The sequence below is a fragment of the Streptomyces sp. NBC_01622 genome (genome assembly GCF_045209635.1).
Lineage (GTDB): Bacteria > Actinomycetota > Actinomycetes > Streptomycetales > Streptomycetaceae > Streptomyces.
This window is the reverse complement of the sequence record NZ_CP109293.1, coordinates 4,331,964-4,358,092: the sequence shown is the minus strand read 5'-3', so window position 1 is coordinate 4,358,092 and position 26,129 is coordinate 4,331,964. Positions and strand designations below refer to the sequence as shown.

The window sequence follows — 26,129 nt, the reverse complement described above, 5'->3', positions numbered from 1 at the left end:
GGGGATCTGCTGTGCTGACGTCCGTATTCGTCGCTGCTGTTTCGCTTGCCCTGTTCTGGATGGCGGCCTTCACTCTGTGGTGGCAGATGCACGCGTGGCGTACGCCCGAAGTGCTCGCCTCCACCCGCTTCAGCAGCCCGGACGGGGACGAGCACGTCTCGTTCTCGTTGCTGCTGCCGGCCCGGCACGAACAGGCCGTGCTGGACCACACCATCCAGCGGCTGCTGGAGTCCACCCACACCGACTTCGAGATCATCGTGATCGTGGGGCACGACGACCCCGAGACCGCGGCGGTGGCCGACAGTGCCGCCGAACGCGACCCGCGCGTACGGGTCGTCGTCGACACGCACGAGAAGAAGAACAAGCCGAAGGCCATGAACACGGCGCTGCCGCACTGCCGCGGCGATGTCGTCGGGGTCTTCGACGCCGAGGACCAGGTCCATCCGGAGCTGCTCGCCCATGTCGACCACGCGTTCCGCACCACCGGCGCGGACGTCGTGCAGGGCGGGGTGCAACTCATCAACTTCCACTCCAGCTGGTACAGCCTGCGCAACTGCCTGGAGTACTTCTTCTGGTTCCGGTCCCGGCTGCATCTGCACGCGCAGAAGGGGTTCATCCCGCTGGGCGGCAACACCGTGTTCGTACGGACCGACACCCTGCGGGAGGCCGACGGCTGGGACCCCAACTGCCTTGCCGAGGACTGCGACCTGGGCGTGCGGCTGTCCAGTGTCGGCAAGAAGGTCGTCGTCGCCTACGACTCCGACATGGTGACCCGGGAGGAGACCCCGGGCTCGCTGATGTCGTTGCTCAAGCAGCGAACTCGCTGGAACCAGGGCTTCCTTCAGGTCTACCGGAAGAGGGACTGGAAGCAACTCCCGGGATTCGGGCAGCGGTTGCTCGCCCGCTACACGCTGATGACGCCCTTCCTGCAGGCCTTCTCCGGGGTCATCATCCCGCTGAACGCGGCGGTCGCGCTCTTCCTGGACGTGCCGGTCGGCATCGCCTTCCTCACCTTCCTGCCGCTGGTCACCGCCGCGGTCACCTTCGTCTTCGAGGTCGTCGGACTGCACGACTTCGGCAAGCAGTACGGACTCCGTGTCCGCGCCGTCCACTATCTGAAGCTCGTCGTGGGCGGCCCCTTCTACCAGGTTCTCCTGGCCGGAGCCGCGATCCGCGCAGTGTGGCGTGAGCAACGTGGCCGAAACGACTGGGAGTTGACCTCCCATGTCGGCGCGCACCTCACCGAACCCGCAGTGATCCGAGAGGACGTTCCTGCGTGACTTCCACCCTTCCCGCGGCGACCACCACGGTCCCCGCGCAGCGGCAGCCTGCGCCTGAAACCGGTTCGACAGGTCGAACGGCACCCTCAAGACTCCGTTCCTCCCACCCCGACCTCCTCCTCTGCGGCCTGCTCCTCACCGCGATCCTCGTCGTGCAGGGCTGGAACATCGCCGACTACCCGACGCTCAGCGACGACGAGGGCACCTACCTCGCCCAGGCCTGGGCCGTCCAGCAGGGCACCGGCCTCGCCCACTACACCTACTGGTACGACCACCCGCCGCTCGGCTGGATCCAGATCGCCCTGCTCACCTGGATCCCCGCGCACTTCAGCCCCGGCTCGATGACCGTCGGCACCATGCGCCTGGCGATGCTGGTGATCAGCGCGATCAGCGCGGTCCTCGTCTACGTCCTCGCCCGACGTCTGTCTCTGCCCGGCTGGGCGGCCGGCCTCGGCATGGTCCTCTTCGGGCTGTCCCCGCTGTCCGTGATCCTCCAGCGGGAGATCTTCCTCGACAACATCGCCGTGATGTGGATGCTGCTCGCCTTCTGCCTGGCCGCGTCCCCAAGTCGCCATCTCTGGCACCACTTCGGGGCGGGTCTGGCAGCCGCGGCCTCGGTCCTCACCAAGGAGACGATGGTGATCGTCCTGCCCGCGCTGGTGGTCACCATGTGGCGGCACGGACACCGCGACACCAGAAAATTCGCGCTCACCGGCGCCATCACCGCCTGCGTCCTGATCGGCTTCGCGTACCCCCTCTTCGCCCTGCTCAAGGGCGAGTTGCTGCCCGGCAGCGGCCATGTCTCCCTCTGGGACGGCCTCAAGTACCAGATGACCAGGCCCGGTTCGGGCTTCATCCTCGACCGGGGGACCGGCTCCTACGGTGTCCTCCACTCGTGGCTCTACTACGACCGTGTGCTGCCACTGGGCGGCCTCGCCGGGGCGCTCCTGCTCCTGGTCACCTGGCGCTGGTCGGTCACCGCCCGCTCGCTCGCCGGACCGGCGCTGACCGTGGCGATCCTGGCCGCCGTAGCCCTGCGCCCGGGCGGCTATCTGCCCGCCATGTACGTCATCGGCGCGCTGCCCTTCCTCGCCCTGGTCCTCGCCGGTGGCACCGCCTCGGTCGCCCACGCGGTACTGCGCAGACGGCGGCGCGAGGGCGAGAAGCGGTACGTCACCGGCGGCCGGTACGCCCTCGCCGCCGTCCTCGCGCTCGCCGCCGGCGCCTACGTCGTACCGCACTGGTACGACGGCGACCGCACCGCCGTGACCGCGGATGCCAACGCCCCCTACCGGGCAGCCTCCAAGTGGCTGTCCACCGAGGTGAAGGACCCGAAGGACACCCGGGTCCTCGTCGACGACGCGCTCTGGCTGGACCTGGTGCACGCCGGGTACCGGCCCGGGCTCGGGGCCATCTGGTTCTACAAGGCCGACCTCGACCCCGCCGTCACCAAGACGCTGCCGCACGGCTGGCGGGACATCGACTACGTGGTGGCCTCCCCGACGGTACGGCGCGACGCGGTCGACCTGCCCAACGTCAAGGCGGCGATCGAGCACTCCGCACCGGTCGCCACCTTCGGCACCGGCGACGACCGCATCGAGATCCGGCAGATCCAGTCCGAGACCGTGGGAGCCCAGCGATGAGCCAAGAGTCCACAGTCCCCGGGGAGTTGGGCGAGCCCGCGGTACGCGCGGCGGAAATAGCCGAGCCGGGTGCCGTCACCATCGTCGTACCGACCTTCAACGAGTCCGCGAACATACGGGAGTTGCTGCACCGGATCACCGAGTCCGTGCCCACCCGGCTGCCCTGCGAGGTCGTCTTCGTCGACGACTCCACCGACGACACCCCCGAGGTGATCTCCGAGGCCGCGCGGGACTGCCCGTTCCCGGTGACCGTGCTGCACCGGGAGGAACCGGTCGGCGGGCTGGGGGGCGCGGTCGTCGAGGGGATGAGGAGGGCGTCGTCGGACTGGATCGTCGTCATGGACGGCGATCTGCAGCATCCGCCGTCCCTGGTACCGGAGTTGGTGGGTACGGGCGAGCGGGCGCACGCCGGGCTCGTCGTCGCCTCCCGGTACATCAAGGGCGGCAGCCGCGAGGGACTGGCCGGCGGCTACCGCATCGCCGTCTCCCGTGGGGCGACCTGGCTGACCAAGGGTCTCTTCCCGCGCAGACTGCGGGGCATCAGCGACCCGATGAGCGGCTTTTTCGCGATCCGCCGCAGCGCGGTGACTGCGGAGGCGCTCAAGCCGCTCGGCTACAAGATCCTGCTCGAACTCGCCGTCCGCAGCCGTCCGCCCACGGTCACCGAGGTGCCGTTCGTCTTCCAGGACCGCTTCGCCGGCGAGTCCAAGTCGACCGCGCGGGAAGGCTTTCGCTTCCTGCGCCATCTGCTCGGCCTGCGCACCGCCTCGCCGGTCGCCCGCATGCTGGTCTTCGGCCTGATCGGCGCCACCGGCTTCCTGCCGAACCTGGTCGGCCTGTGGGCGCTGACCAAGTCGGGCATGCACTACGTCCCCGCCGAGATCCTCGCCAACCAGCTCGGCGTGGCCTGGAACTTCCTGCTCATCGAGCACCTGTTGTTCCGCGACCGCCGGATGCACCGCAACTGGTGGGACCGGGCGGGCCGGTTCGCGCTGCTCGCCAACGCCGACCTGGTGCTGCGCATCCCGCTGATCGCCCTGTTCGTCCACAAGTTCGGCATGGGCGCGGTGTCGGCGACCGCGTTCGCGCTGGTCATGACGTTCGTCCTGCGCTTTGTCGGAACCGAGGCACTGGTCTACCTCCCGCGCCGCAAAGGGAGTCGTACAGCCGCAAGGAGAGCCGTGTGAACAAGTACCGCAGAAGAACCGCGTTCCTCGGGGTGGGAACGCTGACCGTCGGACTGCTGCTGACCTCGCCGCAGTCCGCCGAGGCCGCGAACCTCGTCCTCAACCCGGGCTTCGAGACGGCGGGCGGTGACGGGATGCCGTACTGCTGGGAGAAGTCCGGCTGGGGCGACAACGACTTTGATTTCACCACGACTTCGGACGCGCACTCCGGTTCGAAGGCCATGAAGGTCACCGTGACGCGGCGGGTGAACGGTGACCGGAAGGCGCTGATCACCGAGTCGACGGGGTGCGCGCCGGTGGTGACGGCGGGCAAGCAGTACGACCTCGGACTCTGGTACAGGACGACCACGCCGGATGCGAACATCACCCTCTTCCGGCATGACACCACCGCCGGCTGGCAGTACTGGACGGACCTCAAGACCCTGGAGATGCAGGGCAGTTGGACCCAGGCGAGCGTCCGTACGCCGGAAGTCCCGGCCGGGACCGACCGGATCACCTGGGGTGTCTCCGTCTACGGCACCGGGTCCGCGACCACCGACGACTACACGATGGACCAGGTCCCCGACACGCTCCCGCCCGCGACCTGCACGGCGACCGCGGAGCAGTGCGCGAACGGGCGTTGGGACGTGCTCCCGACGCAGAACCCCGTCCGCTCGATGCACTCCGTCGTGCTCGACAACGGCAAGGTGCTGCTGATCGCGGGCTCCGGGAACAGCGAGGAGCAGTTCGACGCGGGGACGTTCACGAGTGCGGTGTACGACCCGGTCGCGGGGACGTACAAGGTGATTCCGACCCCGAAGGACATGTTCTGCTCGGGGCACATCCAGCTGCAGGACGGCCGGGTGCTGGTGCTGAGCGGCAACAAGGCGTTCCCGGTCGTGGGCGGGCACGGGTACGAGGGCTACAAGGACTCGTACATCTTCGACCCGGCGACCGAGACATACAGCAAGACGAACGACCTCAACGACGGCCACTGGTACCCGTCGGCGACCGAGCTGGGCAACGGTGACGTCGTCTCCTTCGGCGGGCTGCGGGAGGACTCGACGGGGTCGGTGACGGCCGAGTACTGGTCGGACGCGCAGCAGAAGTGGCTGCCGTTGTCGCAGGTCAACCAGACCTGGTCGTACTGGGGGCTGTACCCGTCGATGGTCCTGATGCAGGACGGCCGGCTCTTCTACACGGGCAGCCATGTCTTCGGGAACAACATCCAGGGGACGGGCTCGGCGATCTACGACTACAACGCGAACACGATCACGTCGGTCCCGGGGCTCCAGAACAAGGACCAACGCGACCAGTCGGCAAGCGTGTTGCTGCCTCCGGCGCAGGACCAGAAGGTCCTCACCATCGGCGGCGGCAACATCGACTCCAACCCGGACGCCAACCGGCTGACCGACATCATCGACCTCAAGGCGGCCAGCCCGACCTACACGGTCGGCCCCCAGATCCCGCAGGGGACGGTCGACTTGGGGAACGGTCCGGTGGCCGAGAGCGGCGCGCAGGGCAAGATGTACGTGTCGGCCGTACTGCTGCCGGACGGCACGGTGCTGGAGACGGGCGGCGCGCTGCACAACAGGGCCAACCCGGTGTACGAGGCGTCGATCTTCGATCCGGCGACGACGACGTTCGACCCGGTGGCCGCCGACCCCGAGGCCCGCGGCTACCACTCCTCGTCGTTCCTGCTGCCGGACGGCCGGGTGATGTCGACCGGTGACAACCCGGGCAATGGCACCTGGAACCACAACGTCTCGATCTACACCCCGCCGTATCTCCTCAAGGGCACGCGGCCGACGATCACTTCGGTGATCGACAACGAGTGGGAGTACGGCGACACCCAGACGATCACCGTCGACCGGCCCATCGCCAAGGCGGAGTTGATCCGCCCGGCGGCGGTCACACACTCCTCGGACCCCAACCAGCGGTTCGTGGACCTGCCGCTCTCCGTGAACGGCAACACGGTCGACCTGAACGTGACGAGCAACCCCAGCCTGGCGCCGCCTGGCTGGTACATGCTCTTCGCGGTCGACGCCAACGGCGTTCCGTCAGTCGCCAAGTGGGTCCACCTGCAAGGCCCTTCGGCCCTGACGACGGACACGGCCTCGGCCCACGTCCACTCCTTCGCCGACTCCCTGACCGGCAAGGTCACCGAGCCCGGCAAGAAGCGGACCTCGCAGAAGGTCTCCGCGACCATCTCCGGCTGCGACCGCCACTACGGCACGATCAACGTCTGCGTGCCCACGGTCTTCCCGCCCGAGGTCAAGTCGACGACCGCGGCCCGCTGTTCCTGGCTCCAGCAGAACTCCTACGGCCGCCTGAAGGTCAACGGCAAGGACGATCCGCTGCGGCTCGACCCGAACAAGGACGGGGTGGCCTGCGGGAAGGGTGACGTGAAGACCGTAAAGAAGAAGGGGTAGCGGTCGCCTACGAACTCGGCGAGGGCTCCACCCTGTTGGGGGTGTGCGCCCTCGCCGGGTTCACAGGTTTCGATAGACGCGGCGATGGCCGGCGGACAGTACCCACACGACAAGTTGGCCGTCCTCGACGGTGTACACGACGCGGAAGTCTCCGACGCGCAGGCGCCAGCGGGCGTTGTGCCCCTGGAGGGCCTTGATGTCGAGGGCCGAGGTGTCGTTCGCGTCGAGGGCTCTCTGCAACTCCGTGAGCCGGTGGAGGATGCGCAGGGCGTCGGTCCGGGGAATCTTGAGCAGGTCCCGCTGGGCGGGCGGCGTGAATCGGGTGACGTATCCCATCGGATCAGGCGTGGTGGGAGCGGAGCAGGGCGGCCATCTCCTCAAGGGAGACAGAGCCGTCGCGCCCCTCGGCCTCGGCCTCGTCCGCCAGGCGGTTCAGCCAGGAATCCTCGGCCTGCTCTTCGAGTTCGCGCAGCCGCCGGTACTCGTCGATGTCGATGACCACCGCCTCCTGCTTGCCACGCCGGGTGATGATCGTCGGGGTCTCGTCACGACGGGCGCGGTCGATGACATCCGCCAGGTGTTTGCGGACGTCGGCCATGGGTTCAATCACCGGCTCGCTCATGTCATGAATGTATCAGATGTACATCTAGGCTCACTCGGAGAGCCCGTGCTCCAGTACATCCATCGTGCGGTCGACCAGCCCCGAGAAGTCGTCGCGGTGGCCGTTCTCCGCCCAGTACAGGGACGTTTCCATCAGGCCGCCGACGAGGGACATGGCGTAGACGCGGACCTCCAGGCTCTCCGGGTCCCGGCCGGTGCGGGTGGCGATGGCCTCGCAGAGCATGTTGCCGGTGACCGACATGCTCTCCATCATGCGGGAGCGCACCGCCGGGACCTGGACCATGAGGTGGGTGCGGAGGCGGGAGGTCTCCTCGTCCTCCTTCATGCCGTACTTGATGGCCTTCTGGATCACGTAGCGGAGGGTGACCATCCAGGGTTCGTCGGCCGGGCGGGCCCGGAGTTCGTCCATGATGATCGGGTCGAACTCGTCCGTGATGACGATGTCTTCCTTGGTCGGGAAGTAGCGGAAGACGGTCGACGGCGACACCTCGGCGCGCTCGGCGATCTGCTCGATCGTGGTCGCGTCGTAGCCCTGCTCCTTGACGAGCGCGTACGTCGCGGTGCGGATCGCTTCGCGGGTCTTGATCTTCTTGCGCTCGCGGAGTCCCAGCTGGGGGCGGTCGGCGGGGCTGAAGGGGGAGGGTGCGGCCGTCATGGTGTTCATTGTCCGGCATCCGCCAGGGCGACGGCCACGGCTGTGGCGGGGTCTTCCTCCTCCTTCGCCGCGGGCGCGGCCGGGGTGTTCGGCAGGAACGCCGCCGCCAGCAGGGCGGTGACGAGGGCCGCGGCGCCGCACACCAGCAGGACCAGGCCCATCCCGTGGACGTATGCGCTGTTCGCCGAGGCGATCAGGTCCGCCGAGCCGGTCCGCCGTCCGACGATGTGAGCCGCGACCACGGACTCCCCGGCCGTGTCGGCCGCCTTCGCGGGCAGGCCGGTGACGTCGAGGCGGTCCCGGAAGGTGCTCGCGAGCAGACTGCCCAGCAGGGCGATGCCGATCGCGGCGCCGACCTGGCGCATGGTCATCAGGAGCCCGGCGCCGCTGCCGGCCCGGTCGCGGGGCAGCGCGCCGAGGGCGCCGTCCATCGCGGGGACGATCGAGAAGCCGAAGCCGAAGCCGGTGACGGACAGCCACAGCGCGGTGAAGCCGTACCCGGAGTCGACCGTCGTACGGCTGCCGAGCACCGCGGCGAAGGCGAGGACCACCAGGCCCGCGGTGACCACGGCACGGGAGCCGAACTTGGCGACGAGCGGTTGCGCGGCGCGGGCCGCGATGATCAGGCCGCCCATCATGGGCAGCAGGCGGACGCCCGTGCCCAGCGCGTCGTTGCCGAGGACCGCCTGGAGGTACTGCGGCAGCACGAACAGCAGGCCGGACAGGACGAACATCACGAGGGTCGCGGCCATGGTGTTGAAGAGGAAGCCGCGGTGCGCGAGCAGTTCCATGTCGAGCATGGGCCGTTCCATGCGCCGTTCGCGCAGCACCAGGGCGGCGATCAGAACGGCGGCGCCGATGAGCATGCCCACGATCAGCGGGTCGCCCCAGCCGCGGCTGGGCGCCTCGATGATGGCGTAGATGAGGGCGCCGAGGCCGGCCGCGGTGAACGCGGTGGAGAGGGCGTCGACCTTGGGGGAGGCGGGGTCGCGGGTCTCGGGGAGCAGGAAGACGCAGGCGGCGATGCCGATCCCGGCCATCGGGATGTTGACCAGGAAGACCGAGCCCCACCAGAAGTGGTTGAGCAGCCAGCCGCCGATGATCGGGCCGAGCGGCAGGCCGAGCGAGGAGGCCGCGGAGATGATGCCGACGGCCTTGGTCCGCTCGTCGGGGCCGAAGAGCGAGGGCAGCACGGACAGGGCGAGCGGGGTGATCAGGGCCGCGCCGACGCCCATCACCGTGCGGGCGGCGATGACCCAGTTCACATCGTTCGCCATGACGCCGGCCACGGAACCGGCGAGGAAGATCCCCAGCCCCACGATCAGCATCCGGCGCCGTCCGAAGCGGTCGCCGAGGAGTCCGGCGGGGAGCATCAGGGCCGCGAAGACGATGACGTAGGAGTCCGCCATCCACTGCTGCTGGCCGGTGGTGGCGCCGAGGTCGCCCGCCATCGTGGGCAGGGCGACGTTGAGGATCGTCGTGTCGAAGCCGAGCGTGAGCATGCTCGCGACCAGGGCCCCGAGGGCCCACCAGCGGCGCGGATCGCGCCGCACTTCGTTGTTCTGCGGGACAGTGACAGTAGCCATGAAATGAGAGTAACTGTCAAAAGGTGGCTGATGTCAATGGGGATGGACTCTCAAGGCATGAAAAATGGCCACGGCTTGTGAGCCGTGGCCATGAACAGGAGGTGTCTCAGGCGCTACCCGTGCTGGTACGCCACCAGGGAGATCCCCACGTAGTGCACGAGGAAGGCCGCCACCGTCAGGGAGTGGAAGACCTCGTGGAAGCCGAACCAGCGCGGTGACGGGTTCGGGCGCTTTATGCCGTAGATCACGCCGCCCGCGCTGTAGAGCAGTCCGCCTACGACGACCAGGACCAGGACGGCGATGCCGCCGGTGCGCATGAAGTCCGGCAGGAAGAAGACGGCCGCCCAGCCCATCGCGATGTAGCAGGGGGTGTAGAGCCAGCGCGGGGCGCCGACCCAGAAGACCCGGAAGGCGATGCCCGCCAGGGCCGCGCCCCAGATGCCCCACAGCAGCCACTCGCCCTTGGCGCCCGGGAGCAGCAGCATCGTCAGGGGTGTGTAGGTGCCCGCGATGATCAGGAAGATGTTGGCGTGGTCGAGTCTGCGCAGGATGCCGTCCATGCGCGGGCTCCAGTTGCCCCGGTGGTACAGCGCGCTGACCCCGAAGAGCAGGCAGGCCGTCAGGGCGAAGATCCCGCAGGCGATACGGCCCCGGGCCGAGTCGGCGAGAGCGGTGAGCACCAGACCGGAGATGAGAACGGCCGGGAACATGCCGAGGTGCAGCCAGCCGCGCAGCTTCGGCTTCACATGGTCGGGGAGGGAGAGCGCGGAGGGACCGTGGCCGGCGATCGGCGTGTCCGTGGGCGCGTCGGGGACGGACGCAGTCATACGCGCAAGCGTACCTACGGAACCGTAAGTTACGTGTCAGTGCGGCGGGATGAGGGGCTGGAAGTGGCCACTCTCTCATCCGTAGCCGACGTGCGGGTACCCGGGGTGAAGCGACTGTGACGCACGGAAAACATCTCGATACGTGGCGATCCTCACGTCGCTCGTCTGTGAGGCCCTCTGGACAGATGGGCGGACTAGTCGGATGATCAAATGAGTGCGGTCGGCACCGGATGAGCGCCAAGATCGACCATCGTGAAGCATCCGGGTCGCGGCCCCCATGGGGCAACAAGGACAAAATCCCTCACCATAGGAGCAATCGTGGCGCGCGACATCGCGGCTCCCCCCGTCATCCCCACCCAGCACAAAGAACTGGTCTCGTGGGTGAACGAGATCGCAGAACTGACCCAGCCGGACAGCGTGGTCTGGTGTGACGGATCCGAAGCGGAGTACGAGCGGCTGAGCGAGGAGCTCGTCCGAAAGGGCACCTTCAAGAAGCTCGACCCGATCAAGCGCCCCAACTCCTACTACGCCGCCTCCGACCCGACCGATGTCGCCCGGGTCGAGGACAGGACGTTCATCTGCTCCGAGCAGGAGCAGGACGCGGGGCCGACCAACCACTGGAAGGCTCCCGCGGAAATGCGGGCCATCTTTACGGGAGAAGGAAACGGTTCCGCGGGAGAAAAGGGCATCTTCCGCGGCTCCATGAAGGGCCGGACGATGTACGTCGTCCCGTTCTGCATGGGCCCCCTCGGCTCGGACCTCTCCGCGATCGGCGTCGAGATCACCGACTCCGCCTACGTCGCCGTCTCCATGCGCACCATGACCCGCATGGGACAGCCCGTCCTCGACGAACTCGGAACCGACGGCTTCTTCGTGCGTGCCGTGCACACGCTCGGAGCACCGCTGGCCGAGGGCGAGGCGGACGTGCCGTGGCCGTGCAACTCCACCAAGTACATCTCGCACTTCCCCGAGAGCCGCGAGATCTGGTCCTACGGCTCCGGCTACGGCGGCAACGCGCTGCTCGGCAAGAAGTGCTACGCCCTGCGCATCGCCTCCGTGATGGCGCGGGACGAGGGCTGGCTCGCCGAGCACATGCTGATCCTCAAACTCACCCCGCCGCAGGGGGAGTCCAAGTACGTGGCGGCGGCCTTCCCTTCGGCCTGCGGCAAGACCAACCTCGCCATGCTGGAGCCCACCGTCTCCGGCTGGACCGTCGAGACCATCGGTGACGACATCGCCTGGATGCGGTTCGGGGAGGACGGCCGGCTCTACGCGATCAACCCCGAGGCCGGTTTCTTCGGCGTCGCGCCCGGTACCGGTGAGCACACCAACGCCAACGCGATGAAGACGCTGTGGGGCAACTCCGTCTTCACCAACGTGGCGTTGACCGACGACAACGACATCTGGTGGGAGGGCATGACGGAGGAGACTCCGGCCCACCTCACCGACTGGAAGGGCAACTCCTGGACGCCGGAGTCCACTTCGCCCGCCGCGCACCCCAACGCCCGCTTCACGGTGCCGGCTTCGCAGTGCCCGATCATCGCGCCCGAGTGGGAGGACCCCAAGGGCGTGCCGATCTCGGCGATCCTGTTCGGCGGCCGGCGCGCCACCGCCGTACCACTGGTGACGGAGTCCTTCGACTGGAACCACGGCGTCTTCCTCGGCGCCAACGTGGCCTCCGAGAAGACCGCCGCCGCCGAGGGCAAGGTCGGCGAGCTGCGCCGTGACCCCTTCGCCATGCTGCCGTTCTGCGGCTACAACATGGGTGACTACATGGGCCACTGGGTCGATGTGGCCAAGGGCCGCGACCAGGCGAAGCTGCCGAAGATCTACTACGTGAACTGGTTCCGCAAGAACGACGCGGGCAAGTTCGTGTGGCCCGGCTTCGGCGAGAACAGCCGTGTCCTGAAGTGGATCGTGGACCGTCTCGACGGCCGCGCCGAGGGCGTCGAGACCCCGATCGGCGTGCTGCCGGCCAAGGGCGCCCTCGACACCAAGGGCCTCGACCTGTCCGAGGCGGACCTCGACTTCCTGCTCACCGTCGACAAGGACGTGTGGCGCGAGGAAGCGGCCCTGGTCCCCGACCACCTCAACACCTTCGGCGACCACACCCCGAAGGAACTGTGGGACGAGTACCGCGCGCTGGTGGAGCGCCTGGGCTAGTCCCTCGTAAGGCTCCGCGGCCGGTTACACCGAATGTGCCCTGACCAGCAGATCGTCACGGCCGGCCGCGGTGACGGCACAACGGGCAGGGGCCCGCACAACGGCGTGCGGGCCCTTACCCGTTGGCCGCTATTTCTCCCATCACCTCTGCCCAGACCGGTATTTCGGGGGACACTCGGGACAACCTGCAACGAACCCCGAAGTGAGGTGAGCGGGGTGCGCACTCCGGTCAGCGATCCGCTGAGCGTGGGGCCCTACCGGATCGCCGGGCGGCTCGGCTCCGGCGGTATGGGATGGGTGTATCTCGGCCGTTCCCCGGCCGGCCGCGAGGTGGCGGTGAAGGTCGTACGGCCCGAACTGGCCGCGGAGTCGGAGTTCCGCGAGCGCTTCGCCCGCGAGGTCGCCGCCGCCCGGCTGGTCAGCGGTGCCTACACGGCCGCCGTCGTCGACGCGGACACCGAGGCCGAACTCCCCTGGCTGGCAACGATGTACGTGCCCGGGCCCTCCCTCGCCGAGGCCGTCCGCGCCGACGGACCGCTGCCCGAGGCCCAGGTCCGCAGGCTCGGCGCGTTCCTCGTCGAGGCGCTGCAGGCGATCCACGCGGCCAACCTGGTCCACCGCGACCTCAAGCCGGCCAACGTGCTGCTCGCCTCGGACGGCCCCCGCGTCATCGACTTCGGCATCTCCCGCGTCGAGGGCGCCCCGAGCCTCACCCAGGCCGGAATCGTGGTGGGCACCCCGCCGTTCATGTCGCCGGAGCAGATGACGGCGGCGCCGGTCGGCCCGCCCACCGATGTGTTCTCCCTCGGCGGTGTCCTCGTCTACGCGCTGACCGGCCGTCCGCCGTTCGGCTCGGGCGAGGCGGTGAGCCTGCGGGTGGTGCACCGCGAACCCGACCTGGACGGCGTACCGGCGGGGCTGCGGCCGCTGCTCGCGCGGTGTCTGGCCAAGCGGCCCGCGGACCGGCCCCGACTGGACGTCCTGCTGGGGGAGTTGCTGGCGCAGCCGCGCACCGCGGTCTGGCCGCCGCCGGCCGTGGCCCGCACGATCGAGGTCCGCCGCAGTGAGCTGGCGGCCCGGCGCGGGGGCGGTACGAGTCTGCCGGTGCCGTCCTGTCTGCTGCTGCACGCGCAGGCCCTGCTGGACGCGGGCCTCACCGACGACATGGTCACGCGGGCGGTGGTCCGTGGCGACGCCTGAGGCCTCGATCCCGCCCGGCCGGGACTACGACATCGCCTCGTCCTGGCGGCAGTTGACGCACACCTGGGGCGCCCGCCGGAATTACCACGTCGAGAGCGAGGTCGATTCCCTCTCCCTGCAATTCGATCTAGAGGGATCGGGGCGCACGCTCACCGTGCGTTTCATGACCACGAAAAGACTTCTCGTCGCCTTTGTCACCGACGGTCATTCTCTGCGCAAGGATCAATTGGCGATCGCCGCCGCCGCGTCCAACGCGTGGAACACCGAACAGCTGAATCCCATGCTGTCGGTGTGGGACGTACGCGGACCCGGACCGTGTCTCGCCGGGGTCTGCGACCTCCCGCTGACCTGCCGGATCTCGCAGGCCGACTTCGATGTTCTGGCCAGTGATTGGGTGGAACGGGCGCGAGAGATGTTCACCCGCTGCCATCAGGTTTTCCAGCTGTAGAAATGAATTGAGCATTCTCACTCAACCCCTTTCGGCCACGGCCCTGTTGCCTCCACTATGGGCGCCAACGGGGGGTCGTCATGAGACGTACGTTGTTCACTGCCTTGCTGTTCGGCTTGTTGATCGCGGTGATTCCGGCGGGGCCCGCGGCTGCCGCCGGCGCGGACTGCGGCAGGAACTTTCCGACACGACTGGGCTGCTGGCAGGACGCGCTCGACGACGGGGCCGAGGTCACGGTCACGCTGAACAAGCCCCTGGCCTTCGACGCCGGTCGGAAGGTCGACCAGACCACCGTCCGCCGGGACCTCAAGAACCTTCGGGTGGAGGTACCGGCCGACGTGCGCACCGGCCAGGGCGGCACCGCGCTGATCGTCCTGGCCGGCCACGCAGTCGTCGACCGGGACGCCCGGATCGACCGGCTGGACACCAGGACGCTGAACGAACTCGGCACCTGCACAAGCGACTTGTGCACGCTGCTCAGGAAGTCCTCGCTCACCGGCGGCCAACTGATCGACAAGAAGCTGGGCGTCACCGAACTCGGCGCGCACAAGTCCACGGACCACCTGCGTCTCCTCTTCATCGCCCTGACCGCCGTACTCCTCCTGCTGCTGCTCGGCCTCCTCCTCGCCGTCCGCCGCTCCCGCGCCCCGGCCACAGCCGCGGCCGCGGCGGACGTGGGCCCGGAACCCGCGGAGACCACCGCCAGACTCCGGCCCGTCCCGCCCGCCCCCGCACCGCCACCGTCCCCCGGCCGCCGGGTCGGCCCCCGCACCGGCCCGTCCCGAACGGCCGTCGTCCGTACGGCACTTCACCCACAGGGCTACGTCGAACTCGACCACGTCCTGTACCGGGCGGTGTGGGCCGAACCGGACCGCACCCCGCCCGAGCCCGGCGCGCACGTCGAGGTCACCGACGCCCGCGAACCCGACTCCGACGTCCTGTACGCCTTCCCGCCCGCCGCCCGGCATCACGCCCGCGGCAGCTCGTGACCCTCGTACTACCGCCAGGAGAAGTCATGCACAGCGAATATCCGCCCACGCTGCCGGCGGAGTACGCCGACATCGAGTTCGAGAACAACGCGCAACGGCTGCCGCTGGTGCTGTGCCTCGACACGTCGAGTTCCATGGCGGGGGCGCCGATCCAGACCCTCAACGACGCGCTCGCGGACTGGACCCGCGAACTCCACGACGACGTCTCCCTCAGCTACAGCGTCGAGGTCGCCGTGATCACCTTCGGCGGCCGGGGCGTGGGCGCCTGGCGCGGACCCCAACTGCTCGACCCGCGCACCCCGATGAGCCCCTTCGTGCCCGCGCACGCCTTCCAGGCACCCCGCTTCACCGCGTCCGGCGTGACCCTGATGACGGAGGCGCTGGAGCTGGCCATGCAGGTCGTCGCGGCCCGCAAGGCGGAGCTGCGCGCCTCCGGACTCCAGTACTACCGCCCGCAGATCTGCCTGGTCACCGACGGCCTCCCCACCGACGGCACCGGCCATATGACCGACTCCTGGCACCGGCTGCTGCCCGTCCTCGCCGAGGAGCAACAGGCCCGCCGCTTCCGGCTCTACGCGATCGGCGTCGGCGGCATCACCGACCGCGGCGAGCAGGTGCTGCAGGCGTTCGCGCCGAAGTTCAACGCGCGCATCCAGGGCTTCCCGTTCCGCGAGCTGCTCCAGATGATGTCGGCGAGTGCGAACGCCGAGCAGAAGGGCGCGGGCGACGAGGTCTTCGAGAAGATCTTCAGCCAGTTCAAGACCCAGCGCCCGGCCTGGGAGAGCTGAGCGGTGGCCGCGTCGCCCTGGCGCATCCACGGCCTCAGCGTCCAGGGCTACCGCCACCGCCGCACCGGCACCCCCTGCCAGGACGCCTGCACCTATGCGGCGTCCGCATCGGTGACCGTGCTCGCCGTCGCGGACGGCGCGGGCAGCCGCCCGCACTCCGACCAAGGCGCCCTGCACGCCGTAGAGTTGGCGGCCGAACACTTCAGGCGCCGGGCCGCCGCCGCGTCCGGCTGCCCGCCGGGCACCGAGGTCCACGACCTGCTCGCCGACGCCTTCCACGACGTGGCGAAGATCTTCCTGGACACCTACGGCGCCGCCGCCCCCGACTACGCCACCACCCTCACCGTCGTCGTCCTCACCCCCGGCTGGCTCGGCCATCTCAGCGTCGGCGACGGCTTCGTCGTCGTACGGGCCGGAACCGAGGACGGGGAACGGCAGTTTCACCTCCTCCCGCAGCCGCCCGCCGTCAGCGAGTACAGCAACGAGACCGTCTTCCTCACCTCACCCGACGCGCCCCGCCGACTGCACACCGACTGTGTGGCGGACCCGCGCGTCGACGGGGTGCTGCTGTCCACCGACGGCCTCGCCCAGGCCGCGCTCTCCACCCCCGGCGGCGGCCCGCCGCAGCCCAACACGTCTTTCGTGGAAGCCGTGTTGCGCTCCCTGGACACCCAGGGGCCGGTGACCGACAGCGCGCACGAGAACATCGCCGCCCTCCTCCGCTCCGACCGGCTGACCAGTCTCAACGGTGATGACAAGACCCTGCTGCGGGCCGTGCGCGCGGTGACCCCGTGACCGGCCGCACCGTCCACCTGGACGGCAAGCCCGTCACCCTCGCCGAACTCCCCCTCAAGGGCGGCGGCCAGGCGGCAGTCTTCCCCGTCGAGGGCGACGACACGACAGTGGTCAAGCTCTACCGGGACCGCCCGGGACCGGACCTGGAGCGCCGCCTGGCCCGCATGCTGACCATGTCACCGTTGGCCGCCCGCCCCACCGACGCCAATCAGCCGCCCGAACTCGCCTGGCCCACCGCCATCGCCCGCGGCCCCGACGACACCTTCCTCGGCTACGCCATGCGCCGCTTCGGCGAACCCCAACACGTCCAGCTGGTCGGCCTGTTCACCCGCGCCCAGCGCCTGCGGCTCTTCCCGGACCGCGCGGACTGGCGCTTCCTGCTCGGCGTCTCCTGGAACCTCGCCTTCATGACGGCCCGCATGCACTACGACGGCCTCGTCATCGGCGACTTCTCGTCGAGCAACGTCGTCGTCGACGCCAACGGCTTCGTCACGTTCCTCGACTGCGACTCCATCGCCTTCACCGACCCGGTCACCGACGAGCACTTCCCGTGCCTGATGCACACCACCGACTACTCCTCACCGGAACGCCAGTCGGGCGCGGCGGCCACCCCGGAGAGCGACAACTTCGCGCTGGCGGTGCTGATCTACCAGCTCCTCACGGCCGGCAACCACCCCTTCGGCGGCGTCCCGCACGACAGCACCTCCGAGTCGACGGTCAAGGACAACATCGCCGCCAGCGTCTCCTACGTCGTCCGCCCCGCGGCGGTCGTCATCCCGCGCGGCACCGTGGACCCCTCGGTCCTCCCGCCCGGCCTCCTGACCCTGGCCCACACCGCCTTCGGCCCGGGCGTCCACGCCCCCGCCGCCCGCCCCACCGCCGAGGTCTGGCTGCGCGCCCTCGACCAGGAACGCTCCCGCGTCCAGGCCTGCCCGACCCGCCCCCTGCACACCTACGGCTCCCACCTCCCGACCTGCCCGTGGTGCACCCGCGCCGTGGTGACAGGACACGACGTGTTCAATCCGCCGGTACGACAGCCGGTGCCGGTCCCGGTGCCGCCGGTCGCCGCGCCGGAGAGCCACCGGTTCGGCCCGCTGAAGGTGGCGGGCGTGCTGTTCGCCGTCGTCCTGGTGCTCATCGTGCTCATCTCGCTGGGCAACCGTTGATCCACGTCAGGTGGAACGCCCCCGGTCCTCCAGATACCGCGTGTGCGACTCCTGCCGCCGCGCCTCCGCCTCACGCAGATTCGCCGCCAGCCCCTGCGCCTCTTCCTGAAGCACCGTCAACTGCCGTTCCAGATGCCGTTCCGGCGGCTCGGTGCCCGGCGTCAGCCGCGTCCACCAGCGCGTCCGTACGAACGTGTCGACCGCCTCCGGTACGTCCTGCCGGATCGCCCGCGACAGGATGTGCACGCCCTCCGGATCCTGTGCGAGATCCTGTGTGACCTGCGGATCGAGCAGCCCGGCGAGGAGTTGGTTCAGCTCGGTGAGCCGGCCGGCCGCGGCGGGCGGGAGTTCGATGCACGTGATCATCGCGTCGTCGAAGACTCCGCACCGGTACTTCGTCACAAAGACCCAGTGCGCATGCGTTGCCGATACAGCCTTTCTTCCTAGCCTTTGTCGTTCTGCGGATCAATGAGATCAACTGTATGAGGCTCTTGGCTGTGCAGCTCCGCTATAACTATCGGGCCTACCCGGATGACACCCAACGCCGCGCGCTGGAGCGGGCGTTCGGGTGTGCTCGAGTTGTGTGGAACGACTGCCTGCGTGACCGGAAGGAAGCGCATGCAGCGGGGCTGCCGTATGTGAAGTCGGCGGAGTTGTCCCGGCTTCGCATCACTCAGGCCAAGCGGACCGAGGAACGCGCCTGGCTCGCCGATGTGTCAGCGGTTGTCCTGCAACAGTCACTTCGAGACCTGGACACCGCCTACAAGAACTTCTTCGATTCGGTCAACGGCGAGCGTCAGGGCCGGAAGGTCGGGCCGCCCCGGTACAAGTCGAAGAAAGACACCCGTCAGTCGATCCGGCTCAACACCAACGCCTTCTGCCTTCAGGGGAACGGCACGGTTTATGTGGCCAAGGCCGGCAAGCTGAAGGTCAATTGGTCCCGCCAGATGCCGGCGGCGCCAACGTCCCTGACTGTCACCAAGGATAGCTCCGGCCGGTACTTCCTCAGCTTTGTCGTCGACATCGAGCCGGACATCCTCCCCGAGCTGGAGGCGGAGTCCGGTATCGACCTCGGTTTGTCCTCCTTCGCCGTCCTGTCGGACGGGCGGAAGATCGACAGTCCCCGCTTTTTGCGCCGGGCGGAGAAGAAACTCAAGCGCCTCCAGCAGGACCTGTCCCGCAAGGCCAAGGGATCGAAGAACCGGGCCAAGGCTCGCATCAAGGTCGCGCACCAGTACGCGAAGGTGGCGGACCGCCGCAGGGACTGGCACCACAAGGCATCCACACAGATCATCCGCGACAACCAAGCGGTGTATGTGGAAGACCTCGCGGTGTCCGGCCTCGCTCGCACCCGGCTTGCCAAGTCCGTGCATGACGCGGGATGGTCCGCGTTCGTCGGCATGTTGGAGTACAAGGCGGTCAAGTACGGCCGGACCTTCGCCAAGGTGGACCGTGCTTTCCCATCCTCACAACTCTGCTCGGCCTGCGGATTCCGGGACGGCCCAAAGCCCCTGCACGTCCGGGAGTGGACATGCAGGGAGTGCGGCACTGTGCACGATCGGGACTATAACGCAGCTCGCAATGTCCTCTTCGAAGGACGCCGTATCGTCGCCGCCGGACGGGCGGAGACGCTAAATGCCTCGTGGAGCGCCGGTATCCCTAGTCAAGTCCCATCGTTGCAGGTCAGGAGCACTCTCCGCTTATTTGATCAAGACATGGACACGCACGCTCGTGAAAGCGCGAGGCTAGGGGCGCGGGGCTGTATCGATATGCGGCTCCGCCGCGTGGGCGCGACCAGCCACAGCGGGCTGGCACTCGCACTACAAACAGGAACCCCAACGGCGATGAGGCGCGACAGCTCAGGCGACCACAGTCACCGCATGCGCATCCATCCGCTCGGCAGACAGAATCGCCGCCGCAGTATCCGCCCGGGACGCCGCAACAACCAACGCCCGCCCGGCAAGAGCATGGGCCTTCAGGTGCAGGGCATCCAAACGGGACGTAGAAGCAGCCGCAGCCGCCCGGCTGGGCGAGGCGCCACCACGCAACCGGCTCAGCTGTGCAGCAAGCCGCTCGGCAGCAACATCCAGCTCATCCGACGGCGCCAACGCCCGCAGTTCGTCAGTCACCGCAAGCAGCGCGGCGAGGTGCCCCGCAAGCTGAATATCCAGTTCCTCCTCACGCGACCGATGAGGAAAGTCGGAGGAAGGGCGGGCCACCGTGCTGTGGACTGACTTCGTGCGGATCGGTTCGTACATGGCATGGTCTCCTGTGCTCAGACAGGAAACCATCCTAGCTTAGATTGCGTCTAAAGTTGTGCTGGCCGAAAAATTCGCCGGAAGAAACCAGGTCCACGAGGTTTACGGCTGGCTGTACCCGTCCAGGAAGGTCCCGATCCGGGTCACCGCGTCCCGCAGATCCCCGACCGTCGGCAGCGTCACGACCCGGAAGTGGTCGGGCTCGGACCAGTTGAACCCGGTGCCGTGGACGACCATGATCTTCTCGCGGCGCAGCAGGTCGAGCACCATCTGCCGGTCGTCCTTGATCTTGAAGACCTGCGGATCGAGCCGCGGGAACAGATACAGCGCACCCTTCGGCTTCACGCAGGTCACGCCCGGGATCTGGGTCAGCAGGTCGTAGGCGACATCCCGCTGCTCCTTGAGCCGCCCGCCGGGAAGCACCAGGTCGTTGATGGTCTGCCGCCCGCTGAGCGCGGCGACCACCCCGTGCTGGCCGGGCATGTTGGCGCAGAGCCGCATGTTGGCCAGGATCGTCAGACCCTCGATGTAGGACTCCGCGTGCGCGCGCGGCCCTGAGATCGACATCCACCCGACGCGGTAACCGGCCACCCGGTACGCCTTCGACATCCCGTTGAACGTGAGCGTCAGCAGGTCCGGGGCGATCTTCGCGGTCGGGGTGTGCGTGGCGCCGTCGTAGAGGATCTTGTCGTAGATCTCGTCGGAGCAGACGAGGAGGTTGTGGCGGCGGGCGATGTCGGTCAGCCCGCGCAGCATCGCCTCGTCGTAGACGGCGCCCGTCGGGTTGTTCGGGTTGATGATGACGAGCGCCTTGGTGCGGTCGGTGATCTTCCGCTCCACGTCGGCGAGATCGGGCATCCAGTCGGACTGCTCGTCGCAGCGGTAGTGGACGGCGGTGCCGCCGGAGAGCGAGACGGCGGCGGTCCACAGCGGGTAGTCGGGCGAGGGCACAAGGACTTCGTCGCCGTCGTCGAGAAGGCCCTGCATCGCCATGACGATCAGCTCGGAGACGCCGTTGCCGATGAAGACGTGCTCGACGTCCGTCTCGATGCCGAGGGTCTGGTTGTGCATGACGACCGCGCGGCGGGCGGCCAGCAGGCCCTTCGCGTCGCCGTACCCGTGCGCCGACGACACGTTCCGGAGGATGTCCTCCAGGATCTCGGGCGGGCACTCGAACCCGAACGCGGCCGGGTTGCCCGTGTTGAGCTTCAGGATGCGGTGGCCGGCCGCTTCCAGACGCATCGCCTCTTCGAGAACCGGGCCCCGGATCTCGTAACAGACGTTGGAGAGCTTGGTCGACTGGATCACCTGCATGTCCGTGAGCTTACGGCCCGGTAACGCCGTGCGGGCCGTGTTTTCCACCACGTGAGACGCGTCGGTTTGGGCTGTTATCGCCGGTAGCTGTCGCCGGCGCGGGTCCCATCCCTACAATCTGCCGCCATGTCCAGCCCGATCCACGACGAGAACAGCGCGTCAGGCGAGTCCGAGGCCCCGCCGAACGTGTACCTCCCGCACGTCGGCGCGGCGGTTCCGTCGTACGAGGGGTACGTCGATCCGGCGGCCGCCCACGGCTGGCAGAACGCGTACGACGAGACCCGCGAGCTGCCGCCGGTACGGGACGACGGCGTCGCGGATGCGGGTGCGGGTGCGGGTGCGGGCGTGGGCCGGGCCGAGCTGCGGAGGCAGGGGGCCAGGCGGTCGCGCCGGGTCGTGGTCGCCGTCGGCGCCCTGGGGGTCGTAGCCGTCGCCGCCCTCGTTGTCGGCTTCGCCGTCTCCGGTACCTCCTCGGACGGATCGCCGGGCAGGGGTGACCGGACGAGTGCCACGACGGGTTCGACGGCCGGTACGTCGAGGGCGGGGGAGTCCGCCACCGGTTCGCCCGGGGGTTCCGTGACCGGTGCGCCCGCCGCCGGTTCGCCGGTGTCCGCGCGGCCCTCGGCCTCCGCCGCGGCCACCCCCACGACCGCGGGGTCCACGACCACCGCTCCGGCCGCGCCCTCCGTGACCGCCACCACGGCCACCCCCGCGCGTGGCAACGCCGGTCACGGGCGCGGAGCAACCAAGCACCCCAAGTAAGTCATCTACCAAGCCGCGTCGCCGAGTTGGGCGCGCGGCTGTGACCTGCGGCCGGAAACAGTTCCTTGCCCCTCGTGCATCCACGCCATCACAATGCACATGACAAGACAAGAAGCGACCGGAAGATCTCCGTTCGCTCACGTCTCCAGAGGGGACCCCCACATGAACAAGCCTCTCCTTGCCGCACTCTTCGGCCTGGCCATCGCCGGGACCGGAGTGGTGCCCGCGGTCGCCGCGCCGCAGGCGGCACCGAAGGCGGCGGCCGTGACCGTCGACTTCGCCGGCACCGTCTCGCTGAGCAACTGCTCCGGCTCGGTCATCCGCTTCCCGAACTCGACCGACACCTCCCCGGCCCTCGTGCTGACCAACGGCCACTGCCTGGAGACCGGCTTCCCGGCGGCCGGCCAGGTCATCACCGGTCAGTCCTCCACCCGTACCTTCGGGCTGCTGAACTCGGCCGGCACCAAGGTCGCCACGCTCCGCGCCAACCAGGTCGTCTACTCGACGATGACCGACACGGACGTGACGATCTACCGCACCACCACCACGTACGCGGCCATCAAGAGCGCGTACGGCATCAGCCCGCTCACCGTGAGCGCCACGCACCCGACCGCCGGCACCGCCATCAAGGTCGTCTCCGGCTACTGGAAGACGATCTACAGCTGCAACATCGACGGGTTCGTGTACCGGCTGAAGGAGGGCTCCTGGACCTGGAAGGATTCGGTCCGCTACACCTCCGCCTGCAACACCATCGGCGGCACCTCCGGCTCCCCGGTCATCGACACCAGCACCGGCCAGGTCGTCGCCGTCAACAACACGGGCAACGAGGACGGCGAGACCTGCACCGTCAACAACCCCTGCGAGGTCGACGAGAACGGCACGGTGACGGTCCGCGAGGGCATCAACTACGCCGAGGAGACCTACAACATCCCGGCCTGCTTCACCTCGGCCAACGTGCTCAGCCTGAGCGCGAGCGGCTGCACGCTGCCCAAGCCGTAGCTCACGTAAGGGGGTTGGCGTTCCGTCGCACGGGACTGCGACGGATCGACCGGCCCGCCAGCACGTCCGTCCGCCGGCCGTCCTCGATCACGAAACGGCCGTCGATCAGGACGTGGGGGATGCCGGTCGGCAGCCTGCGCGGCTCCTCGAACGTCGAACCCGCCGCCACCGTCTCCGGGTCGAACAGGACCAGGTCCGCCTTGTAGCCCTCGCGGACCAGACCCCGGTCGGGCAGGCGCAGGCGGGCCGCCGGGCGGGACGTCAGATGGGCCACGCACTCCTCCAGGGACAGCACGCCCAACTCCCTTGTATACCGCCCCAGATACTGCGGGAACGTGCCGTACGCCCGCGGATGCGGCTTGGCGCCCTGGAGGATGCCGTCCGAGCCGCCGGTGTGGACGCGGTGCCGCATGATCTGCCGGACGTTCTCCTCGTGGCCCACGTGCTGGAGGATCGACGGGGCGAGCCGGTCGGCGAGGAGGAGGTGGCGGGCGGTGGTCCAGCTGTCCAAGCGGCGGCCCACGTACTCCGCCAGCGCGGGATCCGCGACCCCCGAGATCTCGATCGTGTCCCACTCCATCGGCACCCCGTGGCAGCCGTCCGAGCCGACCACCTCCAGGTGGTGGCGGATACGGTCGGCCGTCCCGTCGTCCGCGAGCCGCTTCAGGATCGCCTCCGGGCCGCCCTCGCTCGCCCAACTCGGCAGCATCGCCACGAGAGTTGTGCAGCCGGGCGTGTAGGGGTAGGTGTCGAGGCTGATGTCCGCGCCGGTGGCCAGGGCCTCGTCCAGGAGGGTCAGCAGCTCCGGTGCCCGGCCCTCGTTCACGCCGAAGTTCATGGTGGCGTGGGCGAGATGGAGAGAGCAGCCGGCCTCCCGCGTCAGCTCCACCATCTCCCCGTAGGCCTCCAGCGCGCCCGCGCCGTACGAGCGGTGGTGCGGGCAGTAGTAGCCGTCGTACGACGCCACCACCCGGCAGAGTTCGGTGAGTTCGGCGTCCTTGGCGTACATGCCGGGCGTGTAGGTGAGCCCGGACGACATGCCGACCGCGCCCTGCTCCATGCCCTCGGCGACCAACCGCCGCATCCGGTCCAGCTCCTGGGGCGTCGCCTCCCGGTCCTCCCAGCCGACGGCGAGCATGCGGACCGTGCCCTGGGGGATCAAGTAGGCCGCGTTGACCGCGATTCCACGGCCGTCGAAAGCGGAGTCCAGCCGGTCCAGGTACTCGCCCACCGAACGCCAGTCGAAGTCGATGTCGTCGCCGTACCCGTTCCACCCGGCGATCGCCCGGCGCACCTCCGCGAGTGTGCGGTCGTCGACGGGGGCGTACGACAGCCCGTCCTGGCCGACGACTTCGAGGGTCACCCCCTGCGCGGCCTTCGCGCTGTGGTCCGGGTCACGGAGCAGGGCGAGGTCGCTGTGGGCGTGCATGTCGATGAAGCCGGGGGAGAGGACCAGCCCCTCCGCGTCCAACTCCCGCCGCGCCTTGGGGCGTTGACAGCCCGCCTGCGCCGCCTCCCGCACGATCGAGACGATCCGGCCGCCGTCGACGACGACATCGGCGCGGTACGACGGGTCTCCGCTGCCGTCGACGACGTCCGCGTCCCGGATGACGAGCTCTTCCATGCGATGCCTCCCGGGGCCTTCTAGAAGAACGTACGGATGTAGTCGACGACCGTCCCGTCCGTCTCCGCCACCGGGATCAGCTGCCACTTGTCGAAGGACGTGCAGGGGTGGGACAGGCCCATGCCGATCCAGTCGCCCACCTCCAGGTCCGCCCCGGCCGTCGTCCGCAGCCAGGTGTGCTGGTCGGACAGGCCGGTGATCTCGACGCCGGTCGCCGGGCGTTCGGTGCCGTCCCGGCGGACGACCTGGGCGAGCGGGAGGTCGAGGTCGTAGGCTGCGTCCCGCTTGCCCGCGTTGGCGAAGGCCTGCTCGGGGGAGGGGCGGGAGACGATCTGCGCCCAGAGCCGGAACGCGGGCTCCAGGGCGCCCTCTTCGGGGACGCGGGCGAAGGGGGTCAGCTTGCGGTAGTGGCCGTCGTCGTGCGAGACGTAGGCGCCCGAACGCAGCAACTTCAGGGCGGGGAGCGAGAGTTCGGGCAGCTCGGCGAGGACGTCGGCCACCGCGTCGAACCAGGCGCTGCCGCCCGCGCTGACCACGATCCCGTCGAGCCCGGAGCCGGCGAACCGCCCCGCCTTGTCGAACTCCACGGCGAGCGCGGTCAGTCGGCGCAGCCACGCGTGCACCCGCTCCGGGTCGGCCTGCGGCACCTCGCCCTCGTACCCGGCGACCCCGACCAGCCGCAGTGTGTCCACGCCGGCCACCGCGTCCGCGACGGCCGCGCACTCCGCCTCCGTGCGCACACCGGTGCGGGCGCCCTCGCCGGCGGCCAGTTCGACGACTACGTCCAGCGGGCGGGCGGCGCCGCGCAGGGCCGCGTCCATCAACTCGACCCCGCGCACGGAGTCGACGTAGCAGATGAAACGGAAGGCGGAGTCGGCGTCGAGTTCGCAGGAGATCCACTTCAGGGCCGCCGGGTCGACCAGTTCGTTCGCCAGAAAGATCCTTTCGATCCCGAACTCCCTTGCCACGCGGACCTGGTGGGGGACGGCGAGGGTGATGCCCCAGGCGCCGTGGGCGAGTTGGCGGTGGAAGAGCTGGGGGGCCATGGAGGTCTTGCCGTGCGGGGCGAAGGCGAGGCCGTGGCGGGTCGCGTAGGTCTCCATGAGGCGGAGGTTGTGCTCCAGGCGCTCGGCGGAGAGGGCGAGGACGGGGGTGGTGAAGCCGCCGGTGAAGAGGTTGCGGCGCTCGGTCGCCAGCTCGGCGAGCGTCAGGCCGTCCGCGTCCGGGGGGAGGCCCTTGAAACGGTGGTCGACGCGTTCCCCGGCGAGCCGGGCGAGCGCTTCGGTACCGGAGTCGCGGACCATGAGGCCTCCCTGAGCTGGAGTGTTGCAATCTCTGCAACCTTCATTGCGTATATCGCTTACCGCTGTCTAACATCTCGCCCAACACCGGGTCAACGGAGCCGCCGCAAAC

General features: G+C 69.0%; 22 protein-coding genes and 2 pseudogenes. 14 read left to right on the top strand and 10 right to left on the bottom strand.

All coding sequences use genetic code 11. The annotated features are described in order from the left end of the window. Positions 1–11: 11 nt before the first annotated feature. From OH768_RS19525 to OH768_RS19510, 4 genes are read left to right on the top strand one after another with little or no spacing between them, the layout of a single operon-like run. Entirely contained in the window at positions 12–1,280 is a 1,269-nt protein-coding gene (locus OH768_RS19525; RefSeq protein WP_406455313.1) for a glycosyltransferase, read from the top strand. Continuing rightward, a complete protein-coding gene (locus tag OH768_RS19520; RefSeq protein ID WP_406455312.1) occupies positions 1,277–2,923 on the top strand; it encodes an ArnT family glycosyltransferase in 1,647 nt (548 codons plus the stop codon). The genes OH768_RS19525 and OH768_RS19520 overlap by 4 nt, the downstream gene beginning before the upstream one ends. Further along, on the top strand, positions 2,920–4,110 hold the full coding sequence (locus OH768_RS19515; protein WP_406455310.1) for a glycosyltransferase: 1,191 nt from the start codon (positions 2,920–2,922) through the stop codon (positions 4,108–4,110). Before OH768_RS19520 ends, OH768_RS19515 begins: the two co-directional genes overlap by 4 nt. Beyond that, the gene (locus tag OH768_RS19510) at positions 4,107–6,521 is read left to right on the top strand and encodes a galactose oxidase-like domain-containing protein (protein ID WP_406455308.1); all 2,415 of its coding nucleotides are present in this window, start codon (positions 4,107–4,109) and stop codon (positions 6,519–6,521) included. The genes OH768_RS19515 and OH768_RS19510 overlap by 4 nt, the downstream gene beginning before the upstream one ends. Positions 6,522–6,581: 60 nt before the next feature. On the opposite strand, the gene OH768_RS19505 is transcribed toward OH768_RS19510, so the two are convergent. The 5 genes from OH768_RS19505 to OH768_RS19485 form a co-directional block, all read right to left on the bottom strand. Continuing rightward, positions 6,582–6,857: a type II toxin-antitoxin system RelE/ParE family toxin gene (locus tag OH768_RS19505; protein ID WP_406455306.1), complete on the bottom strand. Its 276-nt coding sequence runs from the start codon at positions 6,855–6,857 to the stop codon at positions 6,582–6,584. A gap of 4 nt (positions 6,858–6,861) precedes the next feature. Then, positions 6,862–7,143, bottom strand: coding sequence for a type II toxin-antitoxin system Phd/YefM family antitoxin (locus tag OH768_RS19500; protein ID WP_359602912.1), 282 nt, complete (start codon positions 7,141–7,143; stop codon positions 6,862–6,864). A gap of 30 nt (positions 7,144–7,173) precedes the next feature. Beyond that, a complete protein-coding gene (locus OH768_RS19495; protein WP_406455304.1) occupies positions 7,174–7,806 on the bottom strand; it encodes a TetR/AcrR family transcriptional regulator in 633 nt (210 codons plus the stop codon). Then, on the bottom strand, positions 7,803–9,383 hold the full coding sequence (locus tag OH768_RS19490) for a DHA2 family efflux MFS transporter permease subunit (RefSeq protein WP_406455302.1): 1,581 nt from the start codon (positions 9,381–9,383) through the stop codon (positions 7,803–7,805). Before OH768_RS19490 ends, OH768_RS19495 begins: the two co-directional genes overlap by 4 nt. A 113-nt stretch (positions 9,384–9,496) precedes the next feature. After that, positions 9,497–10,210: a hemolysin III family protein gene (locus tag OH768_RS19485; protein WP_406455300.1), complete on the bottom strand. Its 714-nt coding sequence runs from the start codon at positions 10,208–10,210 to the stop codon at positions 9,497–9,499. 318 nt (positions 10,211–10,528) lie between these two features. Between OH768_RS19485 and OH768_RS19480 the strand changes: the two genes are divergently transcribed. From OH768_RS19480 to OH768_RS19450, 7 genes are all read left to right on the top strand, one after another. Continuing rightward, the gene (locus OH768_RS19480) at positions 10,529–12,373 is read left to right on the top strand and encodes a phosphoenolpyruvate carboxykinase (GTP) (RefSeq protein WP_406455298.1); all 1,845 of its coding nucleotides are present in this window, start codon (positions 10,529–10,531) and stop codon (positions 12,371–12,373) included. Between the two features lie 216 nt (positions 12,374–12,589). Then, the gene (locus OH768_RS19475; protein WP_406455296.1) at positions 12,590–13,573 is read left to right on the top strand and encodes a serine/threonine-protein kinase; all 984 of its coding nucleotides are present in this window, start codon (positions 12,590–12,592) and stop codon (positions 13,571–13,573) included. Next, positions 13,560–14,021, top strand: coding sequence for a hypothetical protein (locus OH768_RS19470; protein WP_406455294.1), 462 nt, complete (start codon positions 13,560–13,562; stop codon positions 14,019–14,021). Before OH768_RS19475 ends, OH768_RS19470 begins: the two co-directional genes overlap by 14 nt. A gap of 80 nt (positions 14,022–14,101) precedes the next feature. After that, positions 14,102–15,010, top strand: coding sequence for a hypothetical protein (locus tag OH768_RS19465; RefSeq protein WP_406455292.1), 909 nt, complete (start codon positions 14,102–14,104; stop codon positions 15,008–15,010). Positions 15,011–15,036: 26 nt separating this feature from the next. Next, entirely contained in the window at positions 15,037–15,798 is a 762-nt protein-coding gene (locus OH768_RS19460) for a VWA domain-containing protein (protein WP_019072805.1), read from the top strand. Positions 15,799–15,801: 3 nt separating this feature from the next. Continuing rightward, the gene (locus OH768_RS19455; RefSeq protein WP_406455290.1) at positions 15,802–16,593 is read left to right on the top strand and encodes a PP2C family serine/threonine-protein phosphatase; all 792 of its coding nucleotides are present in this window, start codon (positions 15,802–15,804) and stop codon (positions 16,591–16,593) included. After that, a complete protein-coding gene (locus tag OH768_RS19450) occupies positions 16,590–17,759 on the top strand; it encodes a hypothetical protein (RefSeq protein ID WP_406455288.1) in 1,170 nt (389 codons plus the stop codon). The genes OH768_RS19455 and OH768_RS19450 overlap by 4 nt, the downstream gene beginning before the upstream one ends. Positions 17,760–17,765: 6 nt before the next feature. Here the strand turns inward: OH768_RS19450 and OH768_RS19445 are convergent. Then, positions 17,766–18,113 (bottom strand): annotated as a pseudogene (locus OH768_RS19445) (hypothetical protein); the annotation flags it as partial. 143 nt (positions 18,114–18,256) lie between these two features. On the opposite strand from OH768_RS19445, the pseudogene OH768_RS19440 reads away from it, so the two are divergent. Continuing rightward, a pseudogene (locus tag OH768_RS19440) lies at positions 18,257–19,426 on the top strand (RNA-guided endonuclease InsQ/TnpB family protein); the annotation flags it as partial. Between the two features lie 192 nt (positions 19,427–19,618). Here the strand turns inward: OH768_RS19440 and OH768_RS19435 are convergent. Continuing rightward, positions 19,619–20,017: a hypothetical protein gene (locus tag OH768_RS19435; RefSeq protein ID WP_406465340.1), complete on the bottom strand. Its 399-nt coding sequence runs from the start codon at positions 20,015–20,017 to the stop codon at positions 19,619–19,621. A gap of 102 nt (positions 20,018–20,119) precedes the next feature. Beyond that, positions 20,120–21,331 carry a pyridoxal phosphate-dependent aminotransferase gene (locus OH768_RS19430; RefSeq protein ID WP_406455286.1) on the bottom strand — a complete coding sequence of 404 codons (1,212 nt, stop codon included), beginning with the start codon at positions 21,329–21,331 and terminating at the stop codon, positions 20,120–20,122. Positions 21,332–21,457: 126 nt separating this feature from the next. Between OH768_RS19430 and OH768_RS19425 the strand changes: the two genes are divergently transcribed. Continuing rightward, positions 21,458–22,093 (top strand): hypothetical protein, encoded by a 636-nt coding sequence (locus OH768_RS19425; protein ID WP_406455284.1) that lies wholly within the window; start codon positions 21,458–21,460, stop codon positions 22,091–22,093. Between the two features lie 162 nt (positions 22,094–22,255). Beyond that, a complete protein-coding gene (locus OH768_RS19420) occupies positions 22,256–23,092 on the top strand; it encodes a trypsin-like serine peptidase (protein ID WP_406455282.1) in 837 nt (278 codons plus the stop codon). A gap of 1 nt (position 23,093) precedes the next feature. On the opposite strand, the gene OH768_RS19415 is transcribed toward OH768_RS19420, so the two are convergent. Both OH768_RS19415 and OH768_RS19410 read right to left on the bottom strand, forming a co-directional pair. After that, on the bottom strand, positions 23,094–24,716 hold the full coding sequence (locus OH768_RS19415) for an amidohydrolase family protein (protein WP_406455280.1): 1,623 nt from the start codon (positions 24,714–24,716) through the stop codon (positions 23,094–23,096). A 20-nt stretch (positions 24,717–24,736) separates the two neighbouring features. Then, positions 24,737–26,020, bottom strand: a complete 1,284-nt coding sequence (locus OH768_RS19410; RefSeq protein ID WP_406455278.1) for an amino acid deaminase — start codon at positions 26,018–26,020, stop codon at positions 24,737–24,739. Positions 26,021–26,129: the final 109 nt, after the last annotated feature.

Excerpts from the sequence above, each read along its gene's own strand:
- OH768_RS19490 (WP_406455302.1), bottom strand. The coding sequence starts at position 9,383 with ATGGCTACTGTCACTGTCCCGCAGAACAACGAAGTGCGGCGCGATCCG.
- OH768_RS19465 (WP_406455292.1), top strand. The coding sequence starts at position 14,102 with ATGAGACGTACGTTGTTCACTGCCTTGCTGTTCGGCTTGTTGATCGCG.
- OH768_RS19425 (WP_406455284.1), top strand. The coding sequence starts at position 21,458 with ATGTCCAGCCCGATCCACGACGAGAACAGCGCGTCAGGCGAGTCCGAG.
- OH768_RS19415 (WP_406455280.1), bottom strand. The coding sequence starts at position 24,716 with ATGGAAGAGCTCGTCATCCGGGACGCGGACGTCGTCGACGGCAGCGGA.
- OH768_RS19430 (WP_406455286.1), bottom strand. The coding sequence starts at position 21,331 with ATGCAGGTGATCCAGTCGACCAAGCTCTCCAACGTCTGTTACGAGATC.
- OH768_RS19495 (WP_406455304.1), bottom strand. The coding sequence starts at position 7,806 with ATGAACACCATGACGGCCGCACCCTCCCCCTTCAGCCCCGCCGACCGC.
- OH768_RS19500 (WP_359602912.1), bottom strand. The coding sequence starts at position 7,143 with ATGAGCGAGCCGGTGATTGAACCCATGGCCGACGTCCGCAAACACCTG.
- OH768_RS19420 (WP_406455282.1), top strand. The coding sequence starts at position 22,256 with ATGAACAAGCCTCTCCTTGCCGCACTCTTCGGCCTGGCCATCGCCGGG.
- OH768_RS19485 (WP_406455300.1), bottom strand. The coding sequence starts at position 10,210 with ATGACTGCGTCCGTCCCCGACGCGCCCACGGACACGCCGATCGCCGGC.
- OH768_RS19435 (WP_406465340.1), bottom strand. The coding sequence starts at position 20,017 with ATGTACGAACCGATCCGCACGAAGTCAGTCCACAGCACGGTGGCCCGC.
- OH768_RS19515 (WP_406455310.1), top strand. The coding sequence starts at position 2,920 with ATGAGCCAAGAGTCCACAGTCCCCGGGGAGTTGGGCGAGCCCGCGGTA.
- OH768_RS19410 (WP_406455278.1), bottom strand. The coding sequence starts at position 26,020 with ATGGTCCGCGACTCCGGTACCGAAGCGCTCGCCCGGCTCGCCGGGGAA.
- OH768_RS19460 (WP_019072805.1), top strand. The coding sequence starts at position 15,037 with ATGCACAGCGAATATCCGCCCACGCTGCCGGCGGAGTACGCCGACATC.
- OH768_RS19505 (WP_406455306.1), bottom strand. The coding sequence starts at position 6,857 with ATGGGATACGTCACCCGATTCACGCCGCCCGCCCAGCGGGACCTGCTC.